This window comes from Ammoniphilus sp. YIM 78166, assembly GCF_004522215.1.
Taxonomy (GTDB): Bacteria; Bacillota; Bacilli; order Aneurinibacillales; family RAOX-1; genus YIM-78166.
On the sequence record NZ_SDLR01000001.1, the window covers coordinates 663,712 to 683,222 of the forward strand.

Below are 19,511 nucleotides of genomic sequence, written 5' to 3' on the forward strand. Positions count from 1 at the left end.
CAGGCACGGAGGGAAGAGATGAAAGTTCCAGTTGGGATTTCCAATCGCCATATTCATTTATCAAGAGAGCATGTAGAGGAACTATTCGGCCGAGGCTATGAACTGAAAAAATTAAAGGATTTGCAACAGCCTGGGCAGTTTGCATGTGAAGAAACCGTAACCATTGAAGGGCCTAAAGGACGGATCCATCATGTTCGGATATTAGGACCGGAAAGAAAGCAGTCCCAATTGGAAATTTCTAAAACGGATAGCTATATCTTAGGAATTCAACCTCCTGTTCGGGATTCAGGGGATCTTCAAGGGACTCCAGGGATCATCCTAGAAGGTCCAAAAGGGCGGGTTGTGTTAGAAGAAGGAGTGATCCTGCCTGTTCGCCATATCCATATGGACGAAGAGGATGCTAGAAAAATTGGGGTAAAAGACAAGGACATTGTTAGTGTGAAGACGAAGGGCGAGCGTGCTGTCATCCTCGAGAATGTCCTATGCCGGGTGAATAAAAATTATGTACTGGAGTTTCATGTGGATACGGATGAAGGAAATGCGGCAAACCTCAAAAACGGCGACTTGGTGGAGATCATTGAAGTGGATGCCTGCCGCGAACTCCGAGTGATGAGCCCTAAGACCATATTGCTATTTAATTGCGGAAGTTCTTCCATTAAATACAAGCTTTATGAAATGCCAAGCAAGGTGATTCGGGAATCAGGAACCATTGAGCGCGTCACGCAAGAAGACTACGGGCAACATTTTCAGAGCATTGCGGATGCCATGAAGCCGTATACCATTGATGCGATTGCCCATCGGGTGGTTCATGGAGGAGAAGAGTTTGCCCATTCTGTTGTGATCACGGATGAAACAAAGGAAGTCATTCAAAAGCTGTCACCGCTGGCCCCGCTTCATAATCCCGTTAATTTACTGGGCATTGAGTGGGCTGAAAAATTATTTCCTGGCTTACCACAGGTGGCTGTTTTTGATACCGCCTTTCATCAAACGATGCCGCCATCTTCCTACATTTACCCTATTCCCTATGAATATTATCAAAACCATAAGATACGTAAATATGGTTTTCATGGCTCCAGTCATCGGTATGTAATGGAGCGGGCAGAAGAAATGATGGAGATACCTAAAGAAAAATTGCGACTCATTAGCTGCCACATCGGCAACGGGGTTTCCGTTACGGCTATCCGCTATGGAAGATCGTATGATACTTCCATGGGAATGACACCTCTTGCCGGAGTAAGCATGGGTACGCGCAGCGGGAATATTGATCCGGGTATCGTTCCTTACTTGGCAGATATTGAACAGACCGATGTTCATGGAGCCATTGAAATTTTAAACAAGAATAGCGGGTTACTAGGTATTTCTGGGGTTTCCAATGATATCCGCGAGATCCTAAAGGGAGCCGAAGAAGGGAACGAACGCTGTCGATTAGCGATCGACATCTTTACGACAAAGCTCCATACCTTTATTGGCTTATACTTAGCTCGACTCAATGGAGTAGACGGCATTATCTTTACAGCGGGGATTGGTGAGAACAGCGCAGAGATTCGTGAGAGGATCTGTACCGGACTCGAATATGCCGGCGTGTATTTGGATCCGGAGGCGAATATGAAGAGAGGAGAACGCTTTATCAACAGTCGCTTTTCTCCGGTGAAGGTGATGGTGATTCCAACGAACGAGGAACTGATCATGGCAAGGGACGCGTACCAATTGATTCTGTAGTAAGAGGCTTATCGAGTTAATTTTTACTCGATAAGCTTTTTTATTTTTTTCCTAAAATTATATTCAAGTTTCGCCTCATTTTAACCGATTTAATAGATAACAGATATGTTAGAATGGTAGGGTAGTTCATCTAGGGAGAGAAACAGATGCAAAAGAAAGATTTGGCCACAATTATAGGTATTGCAGCGGGTTGTGTAATCCTTGTCGTCTCCATCTTGGTAGCTGGGGGCTTGGCAGGGGCAAGCGGATTCATCGATATACCCTCCATCCTCATTGTTATTGGCGGGAGCATCTGCTCGATGCTCATCTCCTTTCGAATGGATGGCATTAAAAAAATGTTCCCCATCATGAAAAAAACCTTTTCTTCGAGAGATTATGATCTAGCTAAGCTGGTGGACGACTTTGTCGGGCTAGCTACTACGGCCAGACGTGAAGGACTGTTAGCCCTAGAGGAACAGATGGAAGCGATGCAAGATGATTTTATAAAGAAGGGGATTACCCTTGCGGTTGATGGCACTGAGCAGGATGCACTTCGGGAGATCTTGGATGCCGAATTAGCGGCATTAGAGGATCGTCATGGCCGTGGACGCGCCTTATTTGAGAAAGCAGGAGAATTGACTCCCGCATGGGGAATGATTGGAACCTTGATTGGTCTAGTTCTCATGCTTCGAAACCTAAGTGATCCGTCGAGCTTAGGTCCTTCTATGGCTGTTGCGATGATCACGACCTTTTATGGTTCAGTTATGGCCAATTTCATCTTTATCCCCATTGCCAATAAACTGGCCCAAAACACAGAGGAAGAAGTTTTTGTTAAGCAAATTATGATAGAAGGTATTATTGGGATTACTTCAGGAATTAACCCGAAAGTATTAGAAGAAAAGCTGTCCTCTTACCTGCCGCCAGAAGCCAGAAAGAAGCCTGATGCGGTAAAAGGAGAAGATGAGTAATATGAGCAAACGGAAAAAGAAGGATCCGCCGAAAGGCGCCCCGATGTGGATGACGACGTTCTCTGATTTGATGACGCTGATTCTCGTGTTTTTTGTGTTGCTGTTTGCCTTCTCTGAATTGGATGCGAAAAAGTTCCGTGCCTTTCTTGAATCCTTCACAAATAAAGCAACCTTTGAATACAATCATTCTATTATCGAATTTGATACCCAAGGGAAGATGGTCAGGGGAGAGGAAGTGCAGAAGGATCCTAATAATCAAGCAGCCCTGGAGAGGCCTACGCGTGATGCTGAGATTCAGAGAAAAAATCAACAAGAGTTAGATGAAATCACCCAAAAAGTCCAGGAATTCCTCAAGGAAAATGAACTAGAAACCAAGGTCCAAGCGACTCGTACCCCACAGGGTGTTGAGCTTGTCCTGCAGGACGGTTTGCTTTTCCGCTCGGGTGAAGCGGAAATCCTCCCCAATGGAGTCCCGTTCTTGAATAAATTAGCCGATTTATTTCAGACGCTGCCTAATCATATTATGATAGAAGGTCACACCGATAATTTGCCTATTTCGAACGTTGTTTTTCCTTCGAATTGGGAGCTGTCCTCCGCAAGGTCAAGTCGAGTAGTCCGTTTTTTCATCGAGCGGCATGGTCTTAAGCCTACTCGATTTGTAGCCATCGGATATGGCGATACTCGACCGATGGCTCCCAATACGACGATAGAGGGAAGGCAAAAAAATCGAAGAGTAGTGATTGCCATTGCAAGTCTAGAAAACTAGTGAACTATTAATTTGGTCATATCCTCCCCCTCTTGCTCATAAGATAGCAATAGGACAAAGCAAGAGGGGGATGCGATATGCAAATTCACTTCTACCAACAGTGGGACAAACAGAATGTGCAAGAAAATGGGCAACCGGATGAGCCTCATAAGTCTCCGTTCTCCAACAAAGGCATGATCTTACTCATTTGTATGTCCATATTGTTTGTTTTTTGGGCTACTCTAACCTTGTTTGCTGATCGGGAAGGACAAGCTGTGGTGCTAAATCAACATCAAGCGGGTCAAAGTCTGGCCGTGGCGAAGCCGGACGCCATGCTATATACCGTGAAGTCCGGAGATACCTTGTGGGCGATTGCAGGACTATATTATCCGGAACGCTCAAGAGAAGAAGCGGTCCAATTGATTAAAGAGAAAAACGGATTCAATGGAGCAACGATTCAAGCAGGCCAAACGATCTTGTTACCCTAGATAAAAAATTCATTGAATATCCAAGAATACCAACCACAACCCCTCATTCTGGTAGTATAATAGAAACGGAGAGAAACCAAGAGTGAGGGGGACCATTAGAATGCACGCTAGAGAGATCATGCAAGATGGCCTATCTGCACAAGGGATTGAGCTTGAGATTGTGGGGGATGCCATTTATCGTTTTTCACAGCTTCAATGTGAGTGGATGATCCCTCAGCATATCATCGACCGGATGCTGGACCAGGATTCTGACCGAACCATACAATATATCTCCTCCAAATTATTTTACGTAGTAAGAAGGATAGAAGAATAGCAAATCATCGAAGTCAACTTTCTAGTTGACTTTTTTCTTTTTTCACCATAAGCTATGCTTTTGACTCATAAATTTTGGTTAGATGTAAAGAATTTAACAAAGAACACTTGTACATAGTAAGGAGAGATGAATATGGTACAGGCAGGTCAAATGGCAACGTTAGAAGTTATACGGGTTGCACCGTTCGGGTTTTTCTTGTCGGCAGGGGATGAAGACATCTTGCTGCATAAGAATGAAGCGGAAGGAGAGTTACGAGAAGGACAAAAAGTATCGGTATTTCTATATATTGACCATGAGGATCGATTGGCTGCAACCATGAAAAAGCCTTTATTAACCTCAGGGGAGTTTACTTGGCTCTATGTCTCGGATGTGAACCGTAAGCTTGGTGTTTTTCTAGAAATGGGGATCCAAAAACAGTTATTGCTTTCTAAGGATGATCTGCCTAAGGAATGGGCTTCCTGGCCACAAAGGGGAGATAAAGTATTTGTTGGACTCAAGCTGGATAAGAAGGGCAGGCTTCTGGCCAAACTAGGACTCGATGTGGAATTGCAGGAGATGGAGCAGGAAGCTGGAAAAGACATGCTCCATAAAGAAGTTTCGGGGTATGTATATCGAGTGATTGCCTTAGGGGCATTCTTCTTCACTGAGGAGCAACATATTGCCTTCTTACATCGAGATGATATTAAGGGCGTGGTTCGGCTTGGTCAGCGCGTGAGCGCACGCGTGAAGAGCATCAGGGAAGACGGGCGCCTGAATGTCACCCAAAATCCGAGGAAGGTAGAGGCGTATCAAGAGGATTCGGAGCAGATCTACCAAATTCTTAAAGATCGCGGCGGGGCGATGCCTTTCTCGGATCAAACGGATCCGGATACGATCCGCGATCGATTCGGCATCAGCAAGGCAGCCTTTAAAAGAGCAATGGGCAAGCTGATGAAGGAAGGAAAGATCTATCAAGAAGAAGGATGGACCTACTTGACTTCGATTAAACAGAAGTAGAGCGGTCTTGACATGGAAGGGAGCGGATCAATAACAACATGGCTTCTTTTTGGCAGGGTGACCCGCATCTGACCATATCGGCTTTTGTCATCCGAGCTACGGTCACCTACTTGTTTTTATTTGGGCTGATCAAGTTCCTAGGACAAAGGACGATGAGCAACCTGCAAGCGCAAGATTTTCTATTTGCCATTGTTATCGGGGATGTGATCGGTGAACCTCTAGTCAATGGTGAAACCAACCTCTCAGGTCCTTTTTCAGTAGCTCTTACCCTTACAGGAATTCATTATGTGATCACCTTCATGGCCTTAAAGTCGGCGAGGATCCGCAGGTTTGTGGACGAAGAGCCCAGAATCTTGATTTCACGAGGAAAAGTTCTTCGCAATATGATGAAGAAAACGAAGGTCACGCTGGACATGCTGCTGATGTCTGCGAGAATGAAGAATGTAACCAATTTATCCGACGTCGAATTGGCGATTCTAGAGCCTAACGGTGAGATCAGCATAATTACAAGAGCACATGCCAATCCCGTTACACCTAGGGATCTAGGATTGCCTGCAGCGGAGATCAAAATGCCTTCCGTACTCATTGAAGACGGTCATGTGGTCAAACGCAATCTGCAGTATCATGATCTAACCGAAGAGTGGCTTCAAGAGCAGCTTATCCAAAAAGGCATTCAGTCTCCGACAGAGGTGTTTCTAGCTTTACTGGAGTCGGATGGCACGGTTTATGTCAGCAGGAAAGATGAACCCTACAGACGGTAAGAGGAAGTGGATTAGGAGTAGATCTCCTTCCACTTCCTCATTTTTTTTAACGGGCTCCAATCCTCATGCTTGATAAGCTCAGCCATATCCTCAAGTGATTTTTGAACTTTGCGGCGGAACTCGAAATTTTGCCTTACCGTCTCGATAAACGGCTCACGAGGCATTTGAAACTGATAGGCGATTAATTCTAGCATGTGCGCTTGCCATATTTCCTTAGCACGAGAGCCCGAACAAGGAATATCCGGGTATCGAAAATATTGTCCGTTCATGGTCAGCGCCTTATCAAAATAGTAAGCATAAAATTCAGAGGGCTTGATGCCGCATTCTAACTTAAGTTTTTGGGCGTGGTGAGTCGCTATGGAGTATACACTTTCTGTCGCATTGATATGCTTTAACTGCTGCTCATCAAGTAAGCTTAGCCAAACTTGACACTTAGCCCCCTTCATGGGTCCTAGCATGGCAGGGAGGGCTCCATACTTGGTGATATAGGCGGAATAAAGCACATCCGTATCTCGCAACTTGCCCTTGAGGTTAATGACGATATCGTTTAGTTTCGGATTGAGGCTGTATTTATACTTTAATTGAGCTAAACATGCATTGGAACCATAGCTGAGAATCGGATAGCGTTCAGCAAGCGGGCTTGCCTTCTGTTCCTTGAGAAACTTAGATAAAGTGATGTGACGATCATCCAGCTCAACGGTAAGATTAGCCGGATTTCCAGCTCCCGTTAACCGATAGGCCATTCCATTCATATAAATAAAGGAGTAAGAGGGAGCAGGGCCTGGGTAAATATCGGGGTGATCATAAGGTGACAGGTGAAGAGGCTTGTTGAACGTGTACATATCTCTTTCCTCCCATACCGTGATGTATATATTCTATGAGAGCTTTTAACTTTATGCCACAGGCTCGCGACAAAACTAGTCGCAACTAGTCTGTTTTCGCTAAAGGATTCGACAGGGCAAAAAGCGAAAAGGAAGGGTAGAGGAAATGAAGAGGAGGGGCCAACTATGGAAAACATGAAAGAAATGCATCAGCTGACAAGTGCGGCCTTGCGTTTTGTTCAGGATGTAAGCGAATACGTCAAGGAAAGAGGATACATTTTACTTCAAGAGGAACCAATCATTCATTTGCGTACAGAAGAGCAGTTATCCATGACAATTACACAGCCCCTGTACGTCGGTGAAAGTGACATCGAAGTCACGATTGCGGCTTACCTAGAAGAAGGAAAGCTTGATGATATCGTGGTGGAGACCACTTTTGAATGCCTATTAGGGGATTCGCTTGATATTCAAGAAATCTATGCCGAACTCAAAAAGCTGCGGAATGAACGAACGAACCATTTCTTCATCTGTGTCAGAGGTTCTCAAGAAGACGGCTTTTGTGATGAGGAGATTTCCGTGATCGTAAGAAAGAAGCATAACATCTTTAAGGATAATACTTTTGAACAATGGGATCACTTAATTAAGCTCTTGCAAAGAGGGCAGGAGCATTGTCACCCACTGCTTGGTTATAATCCAGAAGTTACACCGTAGAATCTAGGATTCTGCGGTGTTTTTCTGTTATGATAGAGTATGGGTGATAATCATGAATAAGAAAAATATGCAGCGAATTTTAGAGACACTAGGAGAAATGTATCCTGATGCCTACTGTGAGCTGAATCATGAAAATCCGTTCGAGCTGACGATTGCCGTACTCCTGAGTGCGCAGTGTACGGATAAAAAGGTGAATCAAGTGACAGCCCAATTGTTTCAGAAATACAAGACGCCTTGGGATTACTTGTCGGTACCTCTTGAAGAGCTTGAACAGGATATTAAACAAATTGGATTGTATCGAAGTAAAGCAAAAAATATACAAAAGTTATGTAGGGCCTTGATAGACGAACACCAAGGAGAAATCCCGCGTTCCCATGAGGAATTGACGAAGTTAGCTGGGGTTGGAAGAAAAACGGCTAATGTCGTTGTGTCCAATGCGTTCGGAGTTCCAGCCATTGCCGTAGACACCCATGTTGAACGGGTGAGCAAGAGATTAGGCATTTGCAGGTGGAAGGATTCTGTCCTCGAAGTGGAAAAAACGTTAATGAAGAAGGTACCTCAAGAAGATTGGACACAAACTCATCATCGGCTTATTTTTTTTGGTCGCTACCATTGCAAAGCACAAGCACCTGCCTGTGAGGTTTGTCCCCTAATGGACCTCTGTCGGGAAGGAAAAAAACGAAAGAAGGATCAGCTCGCGTAGGGCTGATCCTTCTTTTCTTATACCTTTTTAAAGTTTTCTATGATTTGCTCATAATCATGCTCGCGGCCTTCAAATTGATCTGGAGTAAAATGAGCATTTACCCAATTCATGAGCTCAGGTCGGCTATGAAAGATATGCTTATCTTCCCCCCATTCCGTTGAGATTTCTCTTACCTCGATTTTCGTTCCTTTGACCTCAGCTACAATCATATTCCATTTATCCTGTTTGAAAATTTCATGCTTCTCCATTGATAAATACGTCCTTCCTACAACGAAATTATGATTAGTTTTCCCAGTTTAAAGACGATTCCCTGCAGGCAATTATTGGGCAGCTGCGGTTTCGTCGATTTCTACAGGACCTGGCGGAATGCGAGGCTGATCCCCGATGCCAATATACTTATCATATATATCCAGCACTCCACGCGCAATATAAGCTGCAGAGTTTGTGCCTCGACCCCCTTCCGGTACCACAACGGCAATCGCCAGCTTGGGTTTTTCTGCGGGAGTAAACGCAATGAAGGTCGCATTCTCTACTCGTCGGTCCTTCTTCCATTTGCCTGGTTCATATTCGACATACATATCTTGCTCGGAGGTTCCCGTCTTAGAAGCAACTGTGTAAGGAAACCCTTGGAAAGGCACTACTGCCGTTCCTCCTGGCTGGGTGACCATCTTCATTCCATCTAACACGACTTTCCAGTATAAGTCAGGGATCTCCATTTCACTCAGAACCTCAGGCTGGGTCACTTTAATTTCCTCGCGACTCTCGATGCGATCGACGATCTGCGGACGAAGTCGCTTGCCCTTATTCGCCAGCGTTGCCGTATACTGTGCAAGCTGCATCGTGGTATAACGTTCTTGCTGACCGAAGGAGGCCTGAACAAGGGCAGCTAGAGCACTGATTCGTTTACTCGTATCGATATAATCCTCCAATCCCTTACTTTCAAACGGGAGCTGGACGCCTGTTTGAATCCCCATGCCAAAGTGGTGGTGGTAGCGCTGGAAGGTTTGAACAGAATTTCCTTTGCTCACGAGATTCTCAGCAATCCTGGCCATATAAGTGTTGGAGGACTTTTGCAAGGCAATTTGGGGGGTCAGCCACCCTAGATCTCTCTTATTTGCATTGCTAATGGAATCCGTCCCACGCCCGTAACGGTAAACCACGGGGTCTCGCCAGCGGTCATAGGGAGAAATGATTTTCTCGTTCAATCCCATAAGCACCGTGAGGGGCTTAATCGTTGAACCCATGGGTACCATCGAGCTGGGATGACGCTCAGATTCTTTTATGGCTTTGGGTCTTGCATCGTAAGGAGCCGAGCGAATCGTCCCATTATTAATGGAGAACTGGATGTCATTGTATCTATCTTGATCCACCCCACGAATCCACTCGTTCGGGTCATAGTCCGGATGGCTGATAATGGCGGCAATTTTGCCTGTTTCTGTTTCCATGGCTACGACATAGGCGTTCTTGACTTGGCGGGTATCGGTGTGAGCACCAGGTCGCTGACGGAGTTCTTTTAGATACTGGGCAATGAACTCCTGGGATTCCTTTTGCACTCTTCGATCCAGCGTGAGGTAGAGATTGCTACCTGGAAGCGGCTTGGTTACCGATACTTCTTCGAGAAGGGTGCCCCGTGCATTAACGAGGAGCTTTTTGGCTCCATTTTCACCGGCTAGTGTGTCCTCATAACTAAATTCTACGCCATCCATCCCGACATACTGATTAGGGAGATAAATGTCCTTGCGTTGTTTATAGTAGCTTTCCGTGGCCCTTGCTGTTTCCGCTACCGCATAAGGACGTACAAAGCCGATGGTCTGGACAGCAATTCGATCTTCGCGATAATAGCGTACCGGCTTCACGACCACGTCAATTCCTTTTAAGGCTGTTCGATTTTCTGAGAGAATGGAGATCTCTTGTTCTTTTAAATCAAACTTCAAGTCTTTTTCCAGGAACTTCGGATCTTTTCGGATGACCCGATTCCCTTCGGCATCATAGCCTGTATCCATCTTTTTCAGAACATCCTCAAGTGGCAGTTGGATAATAGGGGCCACTTGGTTCGCTAAATATAAAATATAATCCTTGGTCATCCAGTCTTCCTCTCGGAAAACAACGGTATAAGAAACCTTGTTGTCAACCAGGATCTCTCCATTTTTGTCTAAAATCTTACCGCGAGGGGCTGGGATCGGGATGGTTTGAATGGATTTTTCAGTTGCAATTTTGAGATATTCTTCTCCTTTGGCAATTTGCACGATCGATAGACGAAAGATAAGCGCGGCAAAAAAGATAAACACGATCGTGAACAAGAGCTGTACGCGTCTGGCAATCAAGGTTTGTTGTTGTTTCTTTTTCTCCTCATTGTTATATATGTCGTTATTATAAATCATAATTTTCGAGTCCTCTTTCTATTGATTAACCCACAGAGCAAGTCCGACCAAGACATAGACAGCGGCGAGTATGTTTAAGGTTTTCCTGCGCTGAGCTCCTTTTTGCTCCGGATGGGGAAATCCTTTTTTCTTGAGCCTAGCTTCTACCCAGTTCCGGTAAGGTCGGGAGGAGTTCACAGCGGCTAACACAAGGCCGAGAATAATCCAGAACACAAGGCAGCACTCCTTATTTAAAGTCTATTATTTTCTTTTGTGTTTTAGCATACCCAAATATTCTATCAGATTTTGCAACATAATGCTCGATTGTCTCAATAGGCTTAAAACAGGTAAAAAAGGGCGAATTAGAACAAGGGTTTCCTGCATAGTATATAAGACCAAAACGTTAGGAGCTATGGGGAAATTCAATTAGAGGGTGAGAGGATTATGAAAACGAAGGTTCGTTTTAAGAAGGGAGACATGGTCAGGGTCATAAATCCTAATAATCATTTCTTTGATGAAGTGGCGGAAATCCTCATGTTTGATGAATTTACCAATAAGTACTTGCTTCAGTTTAATAACGGCTATAAGTGTGAAATGTACCATTATGATCTAGTGAAGTACTTGTCGCACAAAGAACAGAGGAACTTGCAGAAGGCCCACCTGTTTCAGTTAGCTGATTTAGCCTTAAATGTAAAAGACCGTGACTGGTTCGAAAAAATCACCAAGCGTCTAAAAGATTTTAAAGAGTAAGTCCCCTTAATGAAGAAGAAGGGTCTGCACGTGCTGGCAGACTCTTCCTATATTTCTAACCATTCTGTTTCTCGAATGACTCGTTCGGCCTCCGCCTTACGTTCCTCTTCGCGTTTCTTTTCTTCCTCTAAGCGAATTTCCTCTTGCAACAACGCTTCTGTCACTTCTTCTTTCCGGATTAAAGTAAGATAGGAAAACAAGGCCACTTTAAGCTGTTGCTCCGTGGGTTCTAGGGTTGTAATCTTTTTTTGCAAAATAGCGGATAGTGGAAAAATCACTTTTTCTTCGATTGGCTTCATCCATCGGGGAATGACCCATACGCCAATTAGGCTTACGATAGCTGCTCCGTTAGGCCCTAAAGGGTATGAAGTGAGCAGAAACAAGAGTAGAAAGGTCACCACCCCGTTGGTGGAGCAGTGGCGATTTACGATGCTGCAACGCTGGATTTCCTGGAGAGAGTGGTAGCCCTTTTTTCCTTGATGGCTAAACACCTTATGCTCCGCCCCATGATACTGCTTCAGTGAAAAAGGAAAAACAAAGTGATAGCCAAACACACCAAGCAAGATCCAAAAAAATGGAAAACCAGGCTGGAACCACACCCAGAGCACCAAGGCCAGCATACCTATTAAGAAATAGAGAGGGATGGTAAACAGCGTCCGCTTCATAAAAAAGACAAGCCCCTCATAGTCAAAAGGCATCAGCTTGGTCTGAATCTTCCCTTGTTCATCCATCATGGCATGGGCGATGTGATCCTTATCCATGTAGAAGACCCCTTCCGGGTAGGACATGCCTCGAATCATATGGTTTCTCCTATTTCTATGTTTTCTTTTAGTGTACCATGAGTCGCCGTTTTTTTCATGAGGGGTTAGAGAGCTGTAGATATGGAAAAAATGGTTGAAAAAGTGGGAGAATGAACCATGGAATATACAGTAGGTTATGGAAGGAAAACCGTTACGTTTCATTTGCCAACAACGAAGCAAGTAACGGAGGTTTCCTATCGAAGAGACACTGCAGAGGATCAATCCGGACTTATTCAACAAGCCTTACAGTATCCCATTGCCAGTCCAAGCCTTCGTGAATTGGCGCAAGGCAAGCGCAGTGCCGTGATACTGATCAGTGATATCAGTCGCTTATCCCCCAGTTACAAATTCTTGCCGATGATTCTAGGTGAGCTGATGGAAGGCGGGTTAGATCTTTCACAAGTCCGAATCGTGGTGGCACTAGGCATGCATCGTAAACAGACCGAAAAAGAACTCGTACAGCTCGTGGGTGAATCCATTTATAACCAGGTGGAGGTATTAAACCATTCCGCCCTTCCAGAAGATTGTGTGCATGTGGGCACCACCTCACTAGGAACGCCAGTTGAGATTTTTCGTCCAGTCGTAGAGGCGGAGCTGCGAATTGCTACGGGGAATATGGAGCCGCATGGGTTAGCGGGCTTATCCGGGGGGGTGAAGGCCTTAATGCCGGGGGTTTCCTCACAACGGAGCATCCAGCATAATCATGCGTTTTCTAGACAGTGGAAGGTACAGCCTGGGGATCAGGAGAACCCCATTCGCAAGGATATGGAAGAGACCTTGAAATTTTTACCTGTTCACTTCTTATTTAATACGGTTGTGAATCATCAACAAGAGATTCTGGAAACTGTTGCAGGTGATGTGTTGGAAGCGCATCGTCACCTAGCCGAAAAAGCCAAACAGCGGTTTTTGGTACCGATAGACCCTAGCTTTGATGCGGTGATTGTCTCTACAGGAGGACACCCAAAGGATTTGCAATTATATCAAGCCGTTAAAACCTTACAGAATGCCTCCAAGTTGGTTAAGCCCGGAGGGAAAATCCTTTTGATCGCGGAGTGTAAGGAAGTATTTGGAAACGGCTTGTTCCAATATTGGGTCGAAACGGTGCAAGACTCCGCTCGAATCGCTCAGATGATGGAAAAAGAGTTTGTCCTAGGAGCGCATAAAGTGATGCATATTCACGAGATTTTGCAACAGCATGAAGTCTTTCTATTTTCAGAGGTTCCTGACAGTACCGTAGAGCTTCTGGGCTTTCATCCGGTAGCTGATTTGCAAGCCTGTGTAGATCAATTGGCCGAATTGAAGGCATTGGCGGTCATGCCGTATGGAGCTTTAACCTTTCCAACACAGCAAAAGGAGGAATAAACATGCATTGGGGCGGGTGGCCGTTGGAGCGAATGATGATTCTGTTCATCAGTCTGGCTTTTCTTATGATCGGAATTCAGGTGACCTTGTTTCATTATCGACAAAACTTTCATCACAAGGCCATGTGGATACCGGTCATCGCAGCTCCTCTGTTTTTTCTGGTCGGCATGGGGCTAACCTTCTATAACGAGAAATGGTTGTCTTCCTTGTTCTTCTGGTTGATGTGGTTAGGCTTAGTGGACGGCTTAATCGGGTTTTATTATCATTTCCGGGGAGTGGGTGTTCGAGTAGGAGGATGGGCCCTGCGAAATTTCCTTATTGGACCGCCGATTATTCTGCCTTTAATGTTTACGGCGTTAAGTGGGCTAGGTTTGATCATCATGTATTGGAGGTAAGCGGAAGTGGCAAATGAATCACATTATCCAAACTATGATGTACTTCGCAACAAGGAGGAATGGGACGAGCATACCCGGTCGATTGTATTGTCTCGGTATAATCGTACATGGGAGTTTCAATTTCTGACTCTACAAGAAGTTGAGATTCTGCATCTCATTTGCAGTAGGCTAGTGGATGATACCCGAGAGGACTTGGTTGCCTATATGGTGAAGCACATCGATCAGACTCTTGTGGACTCTCCCGGAGAAGGGCAACGGAAGGTGGGTGTGCTTCCCGCTCATCAGCTGATCCGTGAAGGGCTTCAATGGCTGAATGAAGCTTCAATTAAACAGTATATGCTCGGCTTTACCCAGCTGGAGAAAAGACAGCAGCTTCATCTCCTGGATGAATTCAGCAGGGGGAATTTTCTTCAGAAGGAATGGTTCAAAAAACTATTAAGTTTAGCTACAGAATCGTATTATTCTCATCCTACCGTTTGGTCTGAGATCGGGTACGGGGGACCGGCTTATCCTAGAGGTTATGTTAGGGCGCAGCTGGGACAGCTTGACCCTTGGGAAGCTCAACCAGAATGAAAAAAGAAAATCTGACGGCTATCCGCCGTCAGATTTTGTCGTGTAAGCCGCCAAGGCCTGTTCTTCTGTTGGAATGCGGACAAGTCTTAAGAAGGCATAATTTACACCACTCCAAAGAAAGGCTGTATACCAAGCACCGAAGATAAGGGGGATGACGAACAGCTCGGTCATCACAATCAAGTAATTCGGATGTTTAATCCAGCGATAGGGTCCATTTTTCACTAAAGTGCTGTTCGGCAGAATATAAATGCGCGTGTTCCAGTAGGGACCAAGGGAGCGAATGCACCAATAGCGTCCTCCTTGGGCTAGCAGGAATAAAGAAAAAGGCAACACCCACCAGGCCGGAGGTGTAGTAGTGAACAATAGAACCTCTATGAGGAAGCTGCTAAGAAAGCCGATGTGGATCAATACAATATACTTGTAATGCTCCCGACCCACCTCATAGCCGCCCTGTTCCAACATCCAATCCGCGTTACGTTTGGCTAGCCAGAGCTCTCCTAGACGTTGCGTAATTAATAGGGAAAATAACAAGAGAAAAAATGAAGGCATCTCTTACAACCCCTCCATGAGCAGCATTTCCGAACTGAATCCTGGACCTAGTGCGGCTATTAATCCGGTTTCTCCAGGTAGGATTCTCTGGTGATGAAGAAAATGATCTAAGACGTGAATAACGGTACAGGAGGACATGTTCCCATGTTCCCGCAGAACCTGCTCGGACACGGAAAGTTTGTCCGGAGACAGAGAAAAAGCATCCTGATAGGCTTCCAATACCTTTCTTCCTCCTGGATGGATGATGTAATGCCGAGGCTCAGGCACCCCTTGCTGAGCTAGAAAGGCTTGTAGATCTGGGGCCGTTTTCTCTTTTACAATGGTAGGGATGTCCCGGCTAAAAATCACGTGAAACCCGGAGGAGGAAATATCCCATCCCATGACATCCAGGGTGTCCGGCCAAAGCGTGCTTTGGTTAGCAAAGATTTTAGCCTTACCCGAGGATTGGTGCTCTTCTCCTCCAATGAGGACAGCTGCGGCACCATCTGCGAAAAGCGAAGTGGCGACGAGATTGCTTTTCGTTAGATCATTGCGCTGGAAGGTGAGACCGCACAGCTCGACGGTAATGAGGGCAACGATCTGATCAGGATGGCCGAGGGCATACTCGTAAGCCCGAGAAAGACCCGCAGCGCCTCCCGCACAGCCCAAACCCCAGATGGGGGTTCTTTTGATATGGGGATTTCCCTCCAGCTCATTTAAAATAAGCGCATCAATGCTTGGGGTGCTCAAACCCGTCGTGGAAACAAAGAACAGGTGACTGATATCTGAAACCTTCAGATCCGTCTTACTTAAAGCCTGTTGCAGGGCTTGAATCCCCAAAGCTTTTGCGTGCTCTATGTATAGTTCATTTTTCTCCTTAAATTGATGATATTCCTTAAACCAGTCAATCGGAACACAAAAGTATCGGGTATCGATCCCTGTATTTTCAAACACACTTAATAGACGATCAATATCGGCAAAGACATCTGAAAACATGTCCCTGACAAAGGGTTTAACGTCCGCTTGCCGAAAAACATAAGGAGGCTGGGCAATTCCTGTGCTAAGAATAACGGGCAATGAAAAGACCCCCATTTCAATTTACGAATGTATAGGTTATTATTTCCAACAAAGGGAAAAACATTTACAATAATGGAATAGGAATAGAAAAAGGAACCAAGAAATGATTCTTAAGGAGGGCTTAGGATGGGTACTAAATATCAGCACCGAAATGAGATAGAAGAACAGTACAAATGGAATTTGTTGGATCTTTATAAAGAGGAGTCAGAGTGGGAACAGGATTTTCAAAAAGTTGACCAGTTAGGGCAATCGATCGTCAAGTTTAAAGGAAAGCTGGCCCAAACCTCCCAAGCGCTTCTTGAATGTCTGGCTTTAGATGAGCAAGCCAGTTTGATTTTGGAAAAGGTGTATGTGTATGCGGCTTTGAACAAGGATGAGGATACAAGAAATTCGAAGTATCAAGGTTTAACGGATCGAGCCTCCAGCTTGAGTGTAAAGTCAAGCGGGGCTACCTCGTTTATTGTTCCTGAGATTCTAACGATACCGAATGAAACGTTGGAACGGTTCTATCAAGAAGAGCCTAAGCTGCAATTCTACAAAAAGTACTTAGACCGGATCTTGCGCAAGAAAGAGCATATTCTCTCGGCCGAGCAGGAAGAAATTCTCGCACAAACGGGTGAAATGGCTTCTGCACCGCGAACCATCTTCGGGATGATTGACAATGCCGATATGCAATATGGGACCATAGTGGTTGATGGCAAGGAGATTAAACTCACCAAGGGAAGTTATTTTGAACTATTAGAAAATCCGGATCAGAAGGTTCGACAAGAGGCCTTTAAGACGTTCTATAAAAGCTACATCGGTCAGAAAAATACAATTGGGGCAACCCTGAATGCCAGTATCAAAAAGGACGTATTCTTTGCCCGCATCCGTAAGTATCCCTCAGCTCTTGAGGCGTCTTTGTTCGGTGACAATATCTCCGTGGATGTATATAACAACCTGATTGCAACCGCTCGAGCCAACTTGGCTCCAATGTACGAATATATACAGCTGCGCAAGGAAATGCTCGGCGTGGATGAGCTACATATGTATGATTTATTCACACCCTTAGTCGGTGAAGCGAAAATGAATATTCCTTATGAGGAAGCCTACGCTACCATGAAGAAGGGACTGGCGCCGTTAGGGGAGGAGTATAGGGCTCTCCTAGAGGAAGCCCACCAAAACCGATGGATCGATGTGTACGAAACGGAAGGGAAACGGAGTGGTGCTTATGCTTGGGGTGCTTACGGTACGCATCCTTACGTACTTCTCAATCACCAAGACAACTTAAACAGTATGTTTACCTTAGCGCACGAAGTGGGTCACATGCTCCATTCTGCGTTAAGTGATGCCAACCAGCCTTATCTATACGCACAGTACACCATTTTTGTTGCAGAAGTGGCTTCTACCGTCAATGAAGCTTTATTGATGCAGCATCTATTGAAGAATACAACGGACAAAAAAGTAAAGATGTATCTGATTACCTATTTCCTTGATCAATTCAGAACCACCTTCTTCCGTCAAACGCAATTCGCTGAGTTTGAGAAGGTGACACATGAGATGGTTGAGCGCGGAGATTCACTCACAGTCGATTCGTTGTCCGAGGTTTATCTGGACCTAAATAAGGCATACTACGGAGATGGGATTATCCATGATGAAGAGATAGCGTATGAATGGTCTCGGATTCCTCATTTCTATAACGCGTTTTATGTATATAAATACGCCACGGGCTTTGCGGCCGCTATTGCCTTGTCCAAGGCGATTCTCGAAGAAGGGCAGCCGGCAGTCGAAAGGTATTTGGAGTTCTTGAAGAGCGGAGGTTCTGACTACTCTCTTGAGCTGCTGAAAAAGGCGGGGGTTGATATGACCACCCCTAAGCCGATTGAGGATGCCCTTAAGGTTTTTGCTGAGTATGTGCAGGAGCTGAAAAAACTGCATCAGGAAGAATAGAAAATCTATGCAAAATAAGAAAAGAGGCCAATCGATTAGGATTGACCTCTTTTTTCATGGATTCTGGACCAGCCGCTTTTTTCCTTGTACAACGAGGTTTCACAGGATGCACAGAGATACCGCACCGTCCAAGATTCAATGGTGTTATCTTTCTTGCAGCGTGGACACTTGGTTGTCTTCGTAGGGATTTTAAATTGGCAAATCAGGAGTACAGCTGTGGCAAAAAAGAGGTAGTACGAGATTAGAAAGGCTAAGGGAATCATCAATAGGGCTAGTGATAAAAGGATAAATGAAATCGGCCTCCGTTGAATCAAGAACATCCCTCCTTACCTATACATATGGCCAAGCTTTCTTATTCATGCTTCTTTTCCATCAAGAGAACCCTTGCTCATGATCCAGATGCCGACAGGCATGAAGCAGGCGAAAACAATCATGAGGTAATAGGAAGTACCTAACTTAAAGTCAAAGCCAATGATCATCAGGAGAAAAAAACAAATGCGCCCTAAACTGATGGCAAATTCACGAAAAACCAGCCGTTGCATCATTTGACCCAGCTTCATCCCTCTTGCCATTTGTGCGTAATGCAAAGACTTGGCCGGTATCCATAGCAAGGGCAAGGATACGGAGATCACTAGGTTAAACAGAACAAACCAAGGTGCAGAAGAAAAAAGCAAGGTTAAAGTAACGATCATGGAACAAATCATGCCCATTCCAATCAAGATGTCTCGGTTGGATTGATTGAGCGAACGCCCCACGATCCAATACATGAACGCACTAACCCCCCCAAAGACGAAATTCCAAGCACCCAACTCAAACTCGTCTTGTAGAAAAAAGAAAAGGAATAGTCCGTATGACATTTGCACGAAGGCAAAGTAAAAGCCGTAGGCTGCGCACGTAAACCCCATCTTGGCCATGTCCTCGTTTTCTGCCAAGAAAAAATATCGCTTGCGAAAGGATTCCTTCATTCGTGTACTAGGGACCTGTGTACTCAAGACTAGCTGCAGAATCAGCAGGCCCAAGATCATTAGGAAGGTGTAACGATATCCATAATATACAATGAACAAACCGGCGCAAAAGGGAGTAATCAGTTGAGCCAAGGTTGTGATCATAGACTCGAGACCGATAAGAAAAGAACGATTGCCAGCGTCGGAGATCCAAAGAATCTGCAGGTTAAATCCAATGTAAAACAAGCCAACATACCCCCCGTATAATGCCCCTAATAAGGGAAGAGAGCTGTGCAGACTGTCTTTGGCATGGAACAGATAGAGAAATAAAAGGAGCGCGAGTAACGAGGACAGGATAAAGGTCGACCTTGTCCCGAGCCTGTGCAGTAAATAGGCACCGATTAACGATGCTGCAAAAATAGAACTGACAGAAAACAGGTTAAAGATGCCAATCTCCCGAAACGATTTTCCATGGTCCCAGAGATAGACATTCATGAATACATTGACAAAGCAAAAAATGATCGAAAAAATCAACTGAACGGAGAAAACAGCTTGAAGCGGCGATAGAATATAGGACTTTCGAGGCAAA

At 45.1% G+C, this 19,511-nt stretch carries 23 protein-coding genes; 14 read left to right on the forward strand and 9 right to left on the reverse strand.

The features are described 5' to 3' along the window. The first annotated feature begins 18 nt into the window (after positions 1-18). The 7 genes from EIZ58_RS03215 to EIZ58_RS03245 all read left to right on the forward strand — a co-directional run bounded on the left by EIZ58_RS03215 (position 19) and on the right by EIZ58_RS03245 (position 5,969). Positions 19-1,719: an acetate/propionate family kinase gene (locus EIZ58_RS03215; RefSeq protein WP_134699077.1), complete on the forward strand. Its 1,701-nt coding sequence runs from the start codon at positions 19-21 to the stop codon at positions 1,717-1,719. Positions 1,720-1,865: 146 nt separating this feature from the next. Further along, on the forward strand, positions 1,866-2,666 hold the full coding sequence (locus tag EIZ58_RS03220; protein WP_134699078.1) for a MotA/TolQ/ExbB proton channel family protein: 801 nt from the start codon (positions 1,866-1,868) through the stop codon (positions 2,664-2,666). Between the two features lies 1 nt (position 2,667). Continuing rightward, positions 2,668-3,432 carry a flagellar motor protein MotS gene (gene motS / locus EIZ58_RS03225; RefSeq protein WP_134699079.1) on the forward strand — a complete coding sequence of 255 codons (765 nt, stop codon included), beginning with the start codon at positions 2,668-2,670 and terminating at the stop codon, positions 3,430-3,432. Between the two features lie 77 nt (positions 3,433-3,509). After that, positions 3,510-3,899 (forward strand): LysM peptidoglycan-binding domain-containing protein, encoded by a 390-nt coding sequence (locus tag EIZ58_RS03230; RefSeq protein ID WP_134699080.1) that lies wholly within the window; start codon positions 3,510-3,512, stop codon positions 3,897-3,899. A 100-nt stretch (positions 3,900-3,999) separates the two neighbouring features. After that, complete coding sequence (locus EIZ58_RS03235; protein WP_134699081.1) at positions 4,000-4,212, forward strand: hypothetical protein; 213 nt, start codon at positions 4,000-4,002, stop codon at positions 4,210-4,212. A 126-nt stretch (positions 4,213-4,338) separates the two neighbouring features. Continuing rightward, positions 4,339-5,208: a CvfB family protein gene (locus EIZ58_RS03240; RefSeq protein WP_134699082.1), complete on the forward strand. Its 870-nt coding sequence runs from the start codon at positions 4,339-4,341 to the stop codon at positions 5,206-5,208. Positions 5,209-5,246: 38 nt separating this feature from the next. Then, positions 5,247-5,969: a DUF421 domain-containing protein gene (locus EIZ58_RS03245; protein ID WP_134699083.1), complete on the forward strand. Its 723-nt coding sequence runs from the start codon at positions 5,247-5,249 to the stop codon at positions 5,967-5,969. An 11-nt stretch (positions 5,970-5,980) separates the two neighbouring features. On the opposite strand, the gene EIZ58_RS03250 is transcribed toward EIZ58_RS03245, so the two are convergent. Continuing rightward, positions 5,981-6,811: a hypothetical protein gene (locus EIZ58_RS03250; RefSeq protein ID WP_134699084.1), complete on the reverse strand. Its 831-nt coding sequence runs from the start codon at positions 6,809-6,811 to the stop codon at positions 5,981-5,983. 165 nt (positions 6,812-6,976) lie between these two features. Between EIZ58_RS03250 and EIZ58_RS03255 the strand changes: the two genes are divergently transcribed. Together EIZ58_RS03255 and nth are read left to right on the forward strand one after the other, a co-directional pair. Then, positions 6,977-7,501, forward strand: coding sequence for a hypothetical protein (locus tag EIZ58_RS03255; protein ID WP_134699085.1), 525 nt, complete (start codon positions 6,977-6,979; stop codon positions 7,499-7,501). Positions 7,502-7,553: 52 nt separating this feature from the next. After that, the gene (nth, locus tag EIZ58_RS03260) at positions 7,554-8,204 is read left to right on the forward strand and encodes an endonuclease III (protein WP_205672100.1); all 651 of its coding nucleotides are present in this window, start codon (positions 7,554-7,556) and stop codon (positions 8,202-8,204) included. Positions 8,205-8,221: 17 nt separating this feature from the next. On the opposite strand, the gene EIZ58_RS03265 is transcribed toward nth, so the two are convergent. From EIZ58_RS03265 to EIZ58_RS03275, 3 genes are all read right to left on the reverse strand, one after another. Further along, positions 8,222-8,452: a hypothetical protein gene (locus EIZ58_RS03265; RefSeq protein WP_134699086.1), complete on the reverse strand. Its 231-nt coding sequence runs from the start codon at positions 8,450-8,452 to the stop codon at positions 8,222-8,224. Between the two features lie 72 nt (positions 8,453-8,524). Beyond that, positions 8,525-10,585 carry a peptidoglycan D,D-transpeptidase FtsI family protein gene (locus EIZ58_RS03270; protein WP_134699087.1) on the reverse strand — a complete coding sequence of 687 codons (2,061 nt, stop codon included), beginning with the start codon at positions 10,583-10,585 and terminating at the stop codon, positions 8,525-8,527. An 18-nt stretch (positions 10,586-10,603) separates the two neighbouring features. Next, positions 10,604-10,798, reverse strand: coding sequence for a hypothetical protein (locus EIZ58_RS03275; RefSeq protein ID WP_134699088.1), 195 nt, complete (start codon positions 10,796-10,798; stop codon positions 10,604-10,606). A 210-nt stretch (positions 10,799-11,008) separates the two neighbouring features. Here EIZ58_RS03275 and EIZ58_RS03280 point away from each other — a divergent pair, with 210 nt between their 5' ends. Beyond that, a complete protein-coding gene (locus tag EIZ58_RS03280) occupies positions 11,009-11,314 on the forward strand; it encodes a hypothetical protein (protein ID WP_134699089.1) in 306 nt (101 codons plus the stop codon). A 47-nt stretch (positions 11,315-11,361) separates the two neighbouring features. On the opposite strand, the gene EIZ58_RS03285 is transcribed toward EIZ58_RS03280, so the two are convergent. After that, the gene (locus EIZ58_RS03285) at positions 11,362-12,114 is read right to left on the reverse strand and encodes a DUF1385 domain-containing protein (protein ID WP_167577461.1); all 753 of its coding nucleotides are present in this window, start codon (positions 12,112-12,114) and stop codon (positions 11,362-11,364) included. Positions 12,115-12,231: 117 nt separating this feature from the next. Here EIZ58_RS03285 and EIZ58_RS03290 point away from each other — a divergent pair, with 117 nt between their 5' ends. Genes EIZ58_RS03290 through EIZ58_RS03300 form a run of 3 tightly spaced genes read left to right on the forward strand, consistent with a single transcriptional unit; the run spans position 12,232 to position 14,444 of the window. After that, positions 12,232-13,476, forward strand: coding sequence for a nickel-dependent lactate racemase family protein (locus EIZ58_RS03290; RefSeq protein ID WP_134699091.1), 1,245 nt, complete (start codon positions 12,232-12,234; stop codon positions 13,474-13,476). A 2-nt stretch (positions 13,477-13,478) separates the two neighbouring features. Then, the gene (locus tag EIZ58_RS03295; RefSeq protein ID WP_134699092.1) at positions 13,479-13,871 is read left to right on the forward strand and encodes a hypothetical protein; all 393 of its coding nucleotides are present in this window, start codon (positions 13,479-13,481) and stop codon (positions 13,869-13,871) included. Positions 13,872-13,877: 6 nt separating this feature from the next. Beyond that, a complete protein-coding gene (locus EIZ58_RS03300) occupies positions 13,878-14,444 on the forward strand; it encodes a gluconate 2-dehydrogenase subunit 3 family protein (RefSeq protein WP_134699093.1) in 567 nt (188 codons plus the stop codon). An 18-nt stretch (positions 14,445-14,462) separates the two neighbouring features. On the opposite strand, the gene EIZ58_RS03305 is transcribed toward EIZ58_RS03300, so the two are convergent. After that, a complete protein-coding gene (locus EIZ58_RS03305; RefSeq protein ID WP_134699094.1) occupies positions 14,463-14,993 on the reverse strand; it encodes an isoprenylcysteine carboxyl methyltransferase family protein in 531 nt (176 codons plus the stop codon). Positions 14,994-14,996: 3 nt separating this feature from the next. Further along, positions 14,997-16,049, reverse strand: coding sequence for a type III polyketide synthase (locus tag EIZ58_RS03310; protein WP_134699095.1), 1,053 nt, complete (start codon positions 16,047-16,049; stop codon positions 14,997-14,999). Positions 16,050-16,175: 126 nt separating this feature from the next. Between EIZ58_RS03310 and pepF the strand changes: the two genes are divergently transcribed. After that, positions 16,176-17,978 carry an oligoendopeptidase F gene (gene pepF / locus EIZ58_RS03315; protein ID WP_134699096.1) on the forward strand — a complete coding sequence of 601 codons (1,803 nt, stop codon included), beginning with the start codon at positions 16,176-16,178 and terminating at the stop codon, positions 17,976-17,978. Positions 17,979-18,013: 35 nt separating this feature from the next. Here the strand turns inward: pepF and EIZ58_RS03320 are convergent, their stop codons facing one another. Both EIZ58_RS03320 and EIZ58_RS03325 read right to left on the reverse strand, forming a co-directional pair. Next, positions 18,014-18,292, reverse strand: a complete 279-nt coding sequence (locus EIZ58_RS03320) for a hypothetical protein (protein ID WP_134699097.1) — start codon at positions 18,290-18,292, stop codon at positions 18,014-18,016. Between the two features lie 42 nt (positions 18,293-18,334). Continuing rightward, complete coding sequence (locus EIZ58_RS03325) at positions 18,335-19,510, reverse strand: MFS transporter (protein ID WP_134699098.1); 1,176 nt, start codon at positions 19,508-19,510, stop codon at positions 18,335-18,337. Position 19,511: the final 1 nt, after the last annotated feature.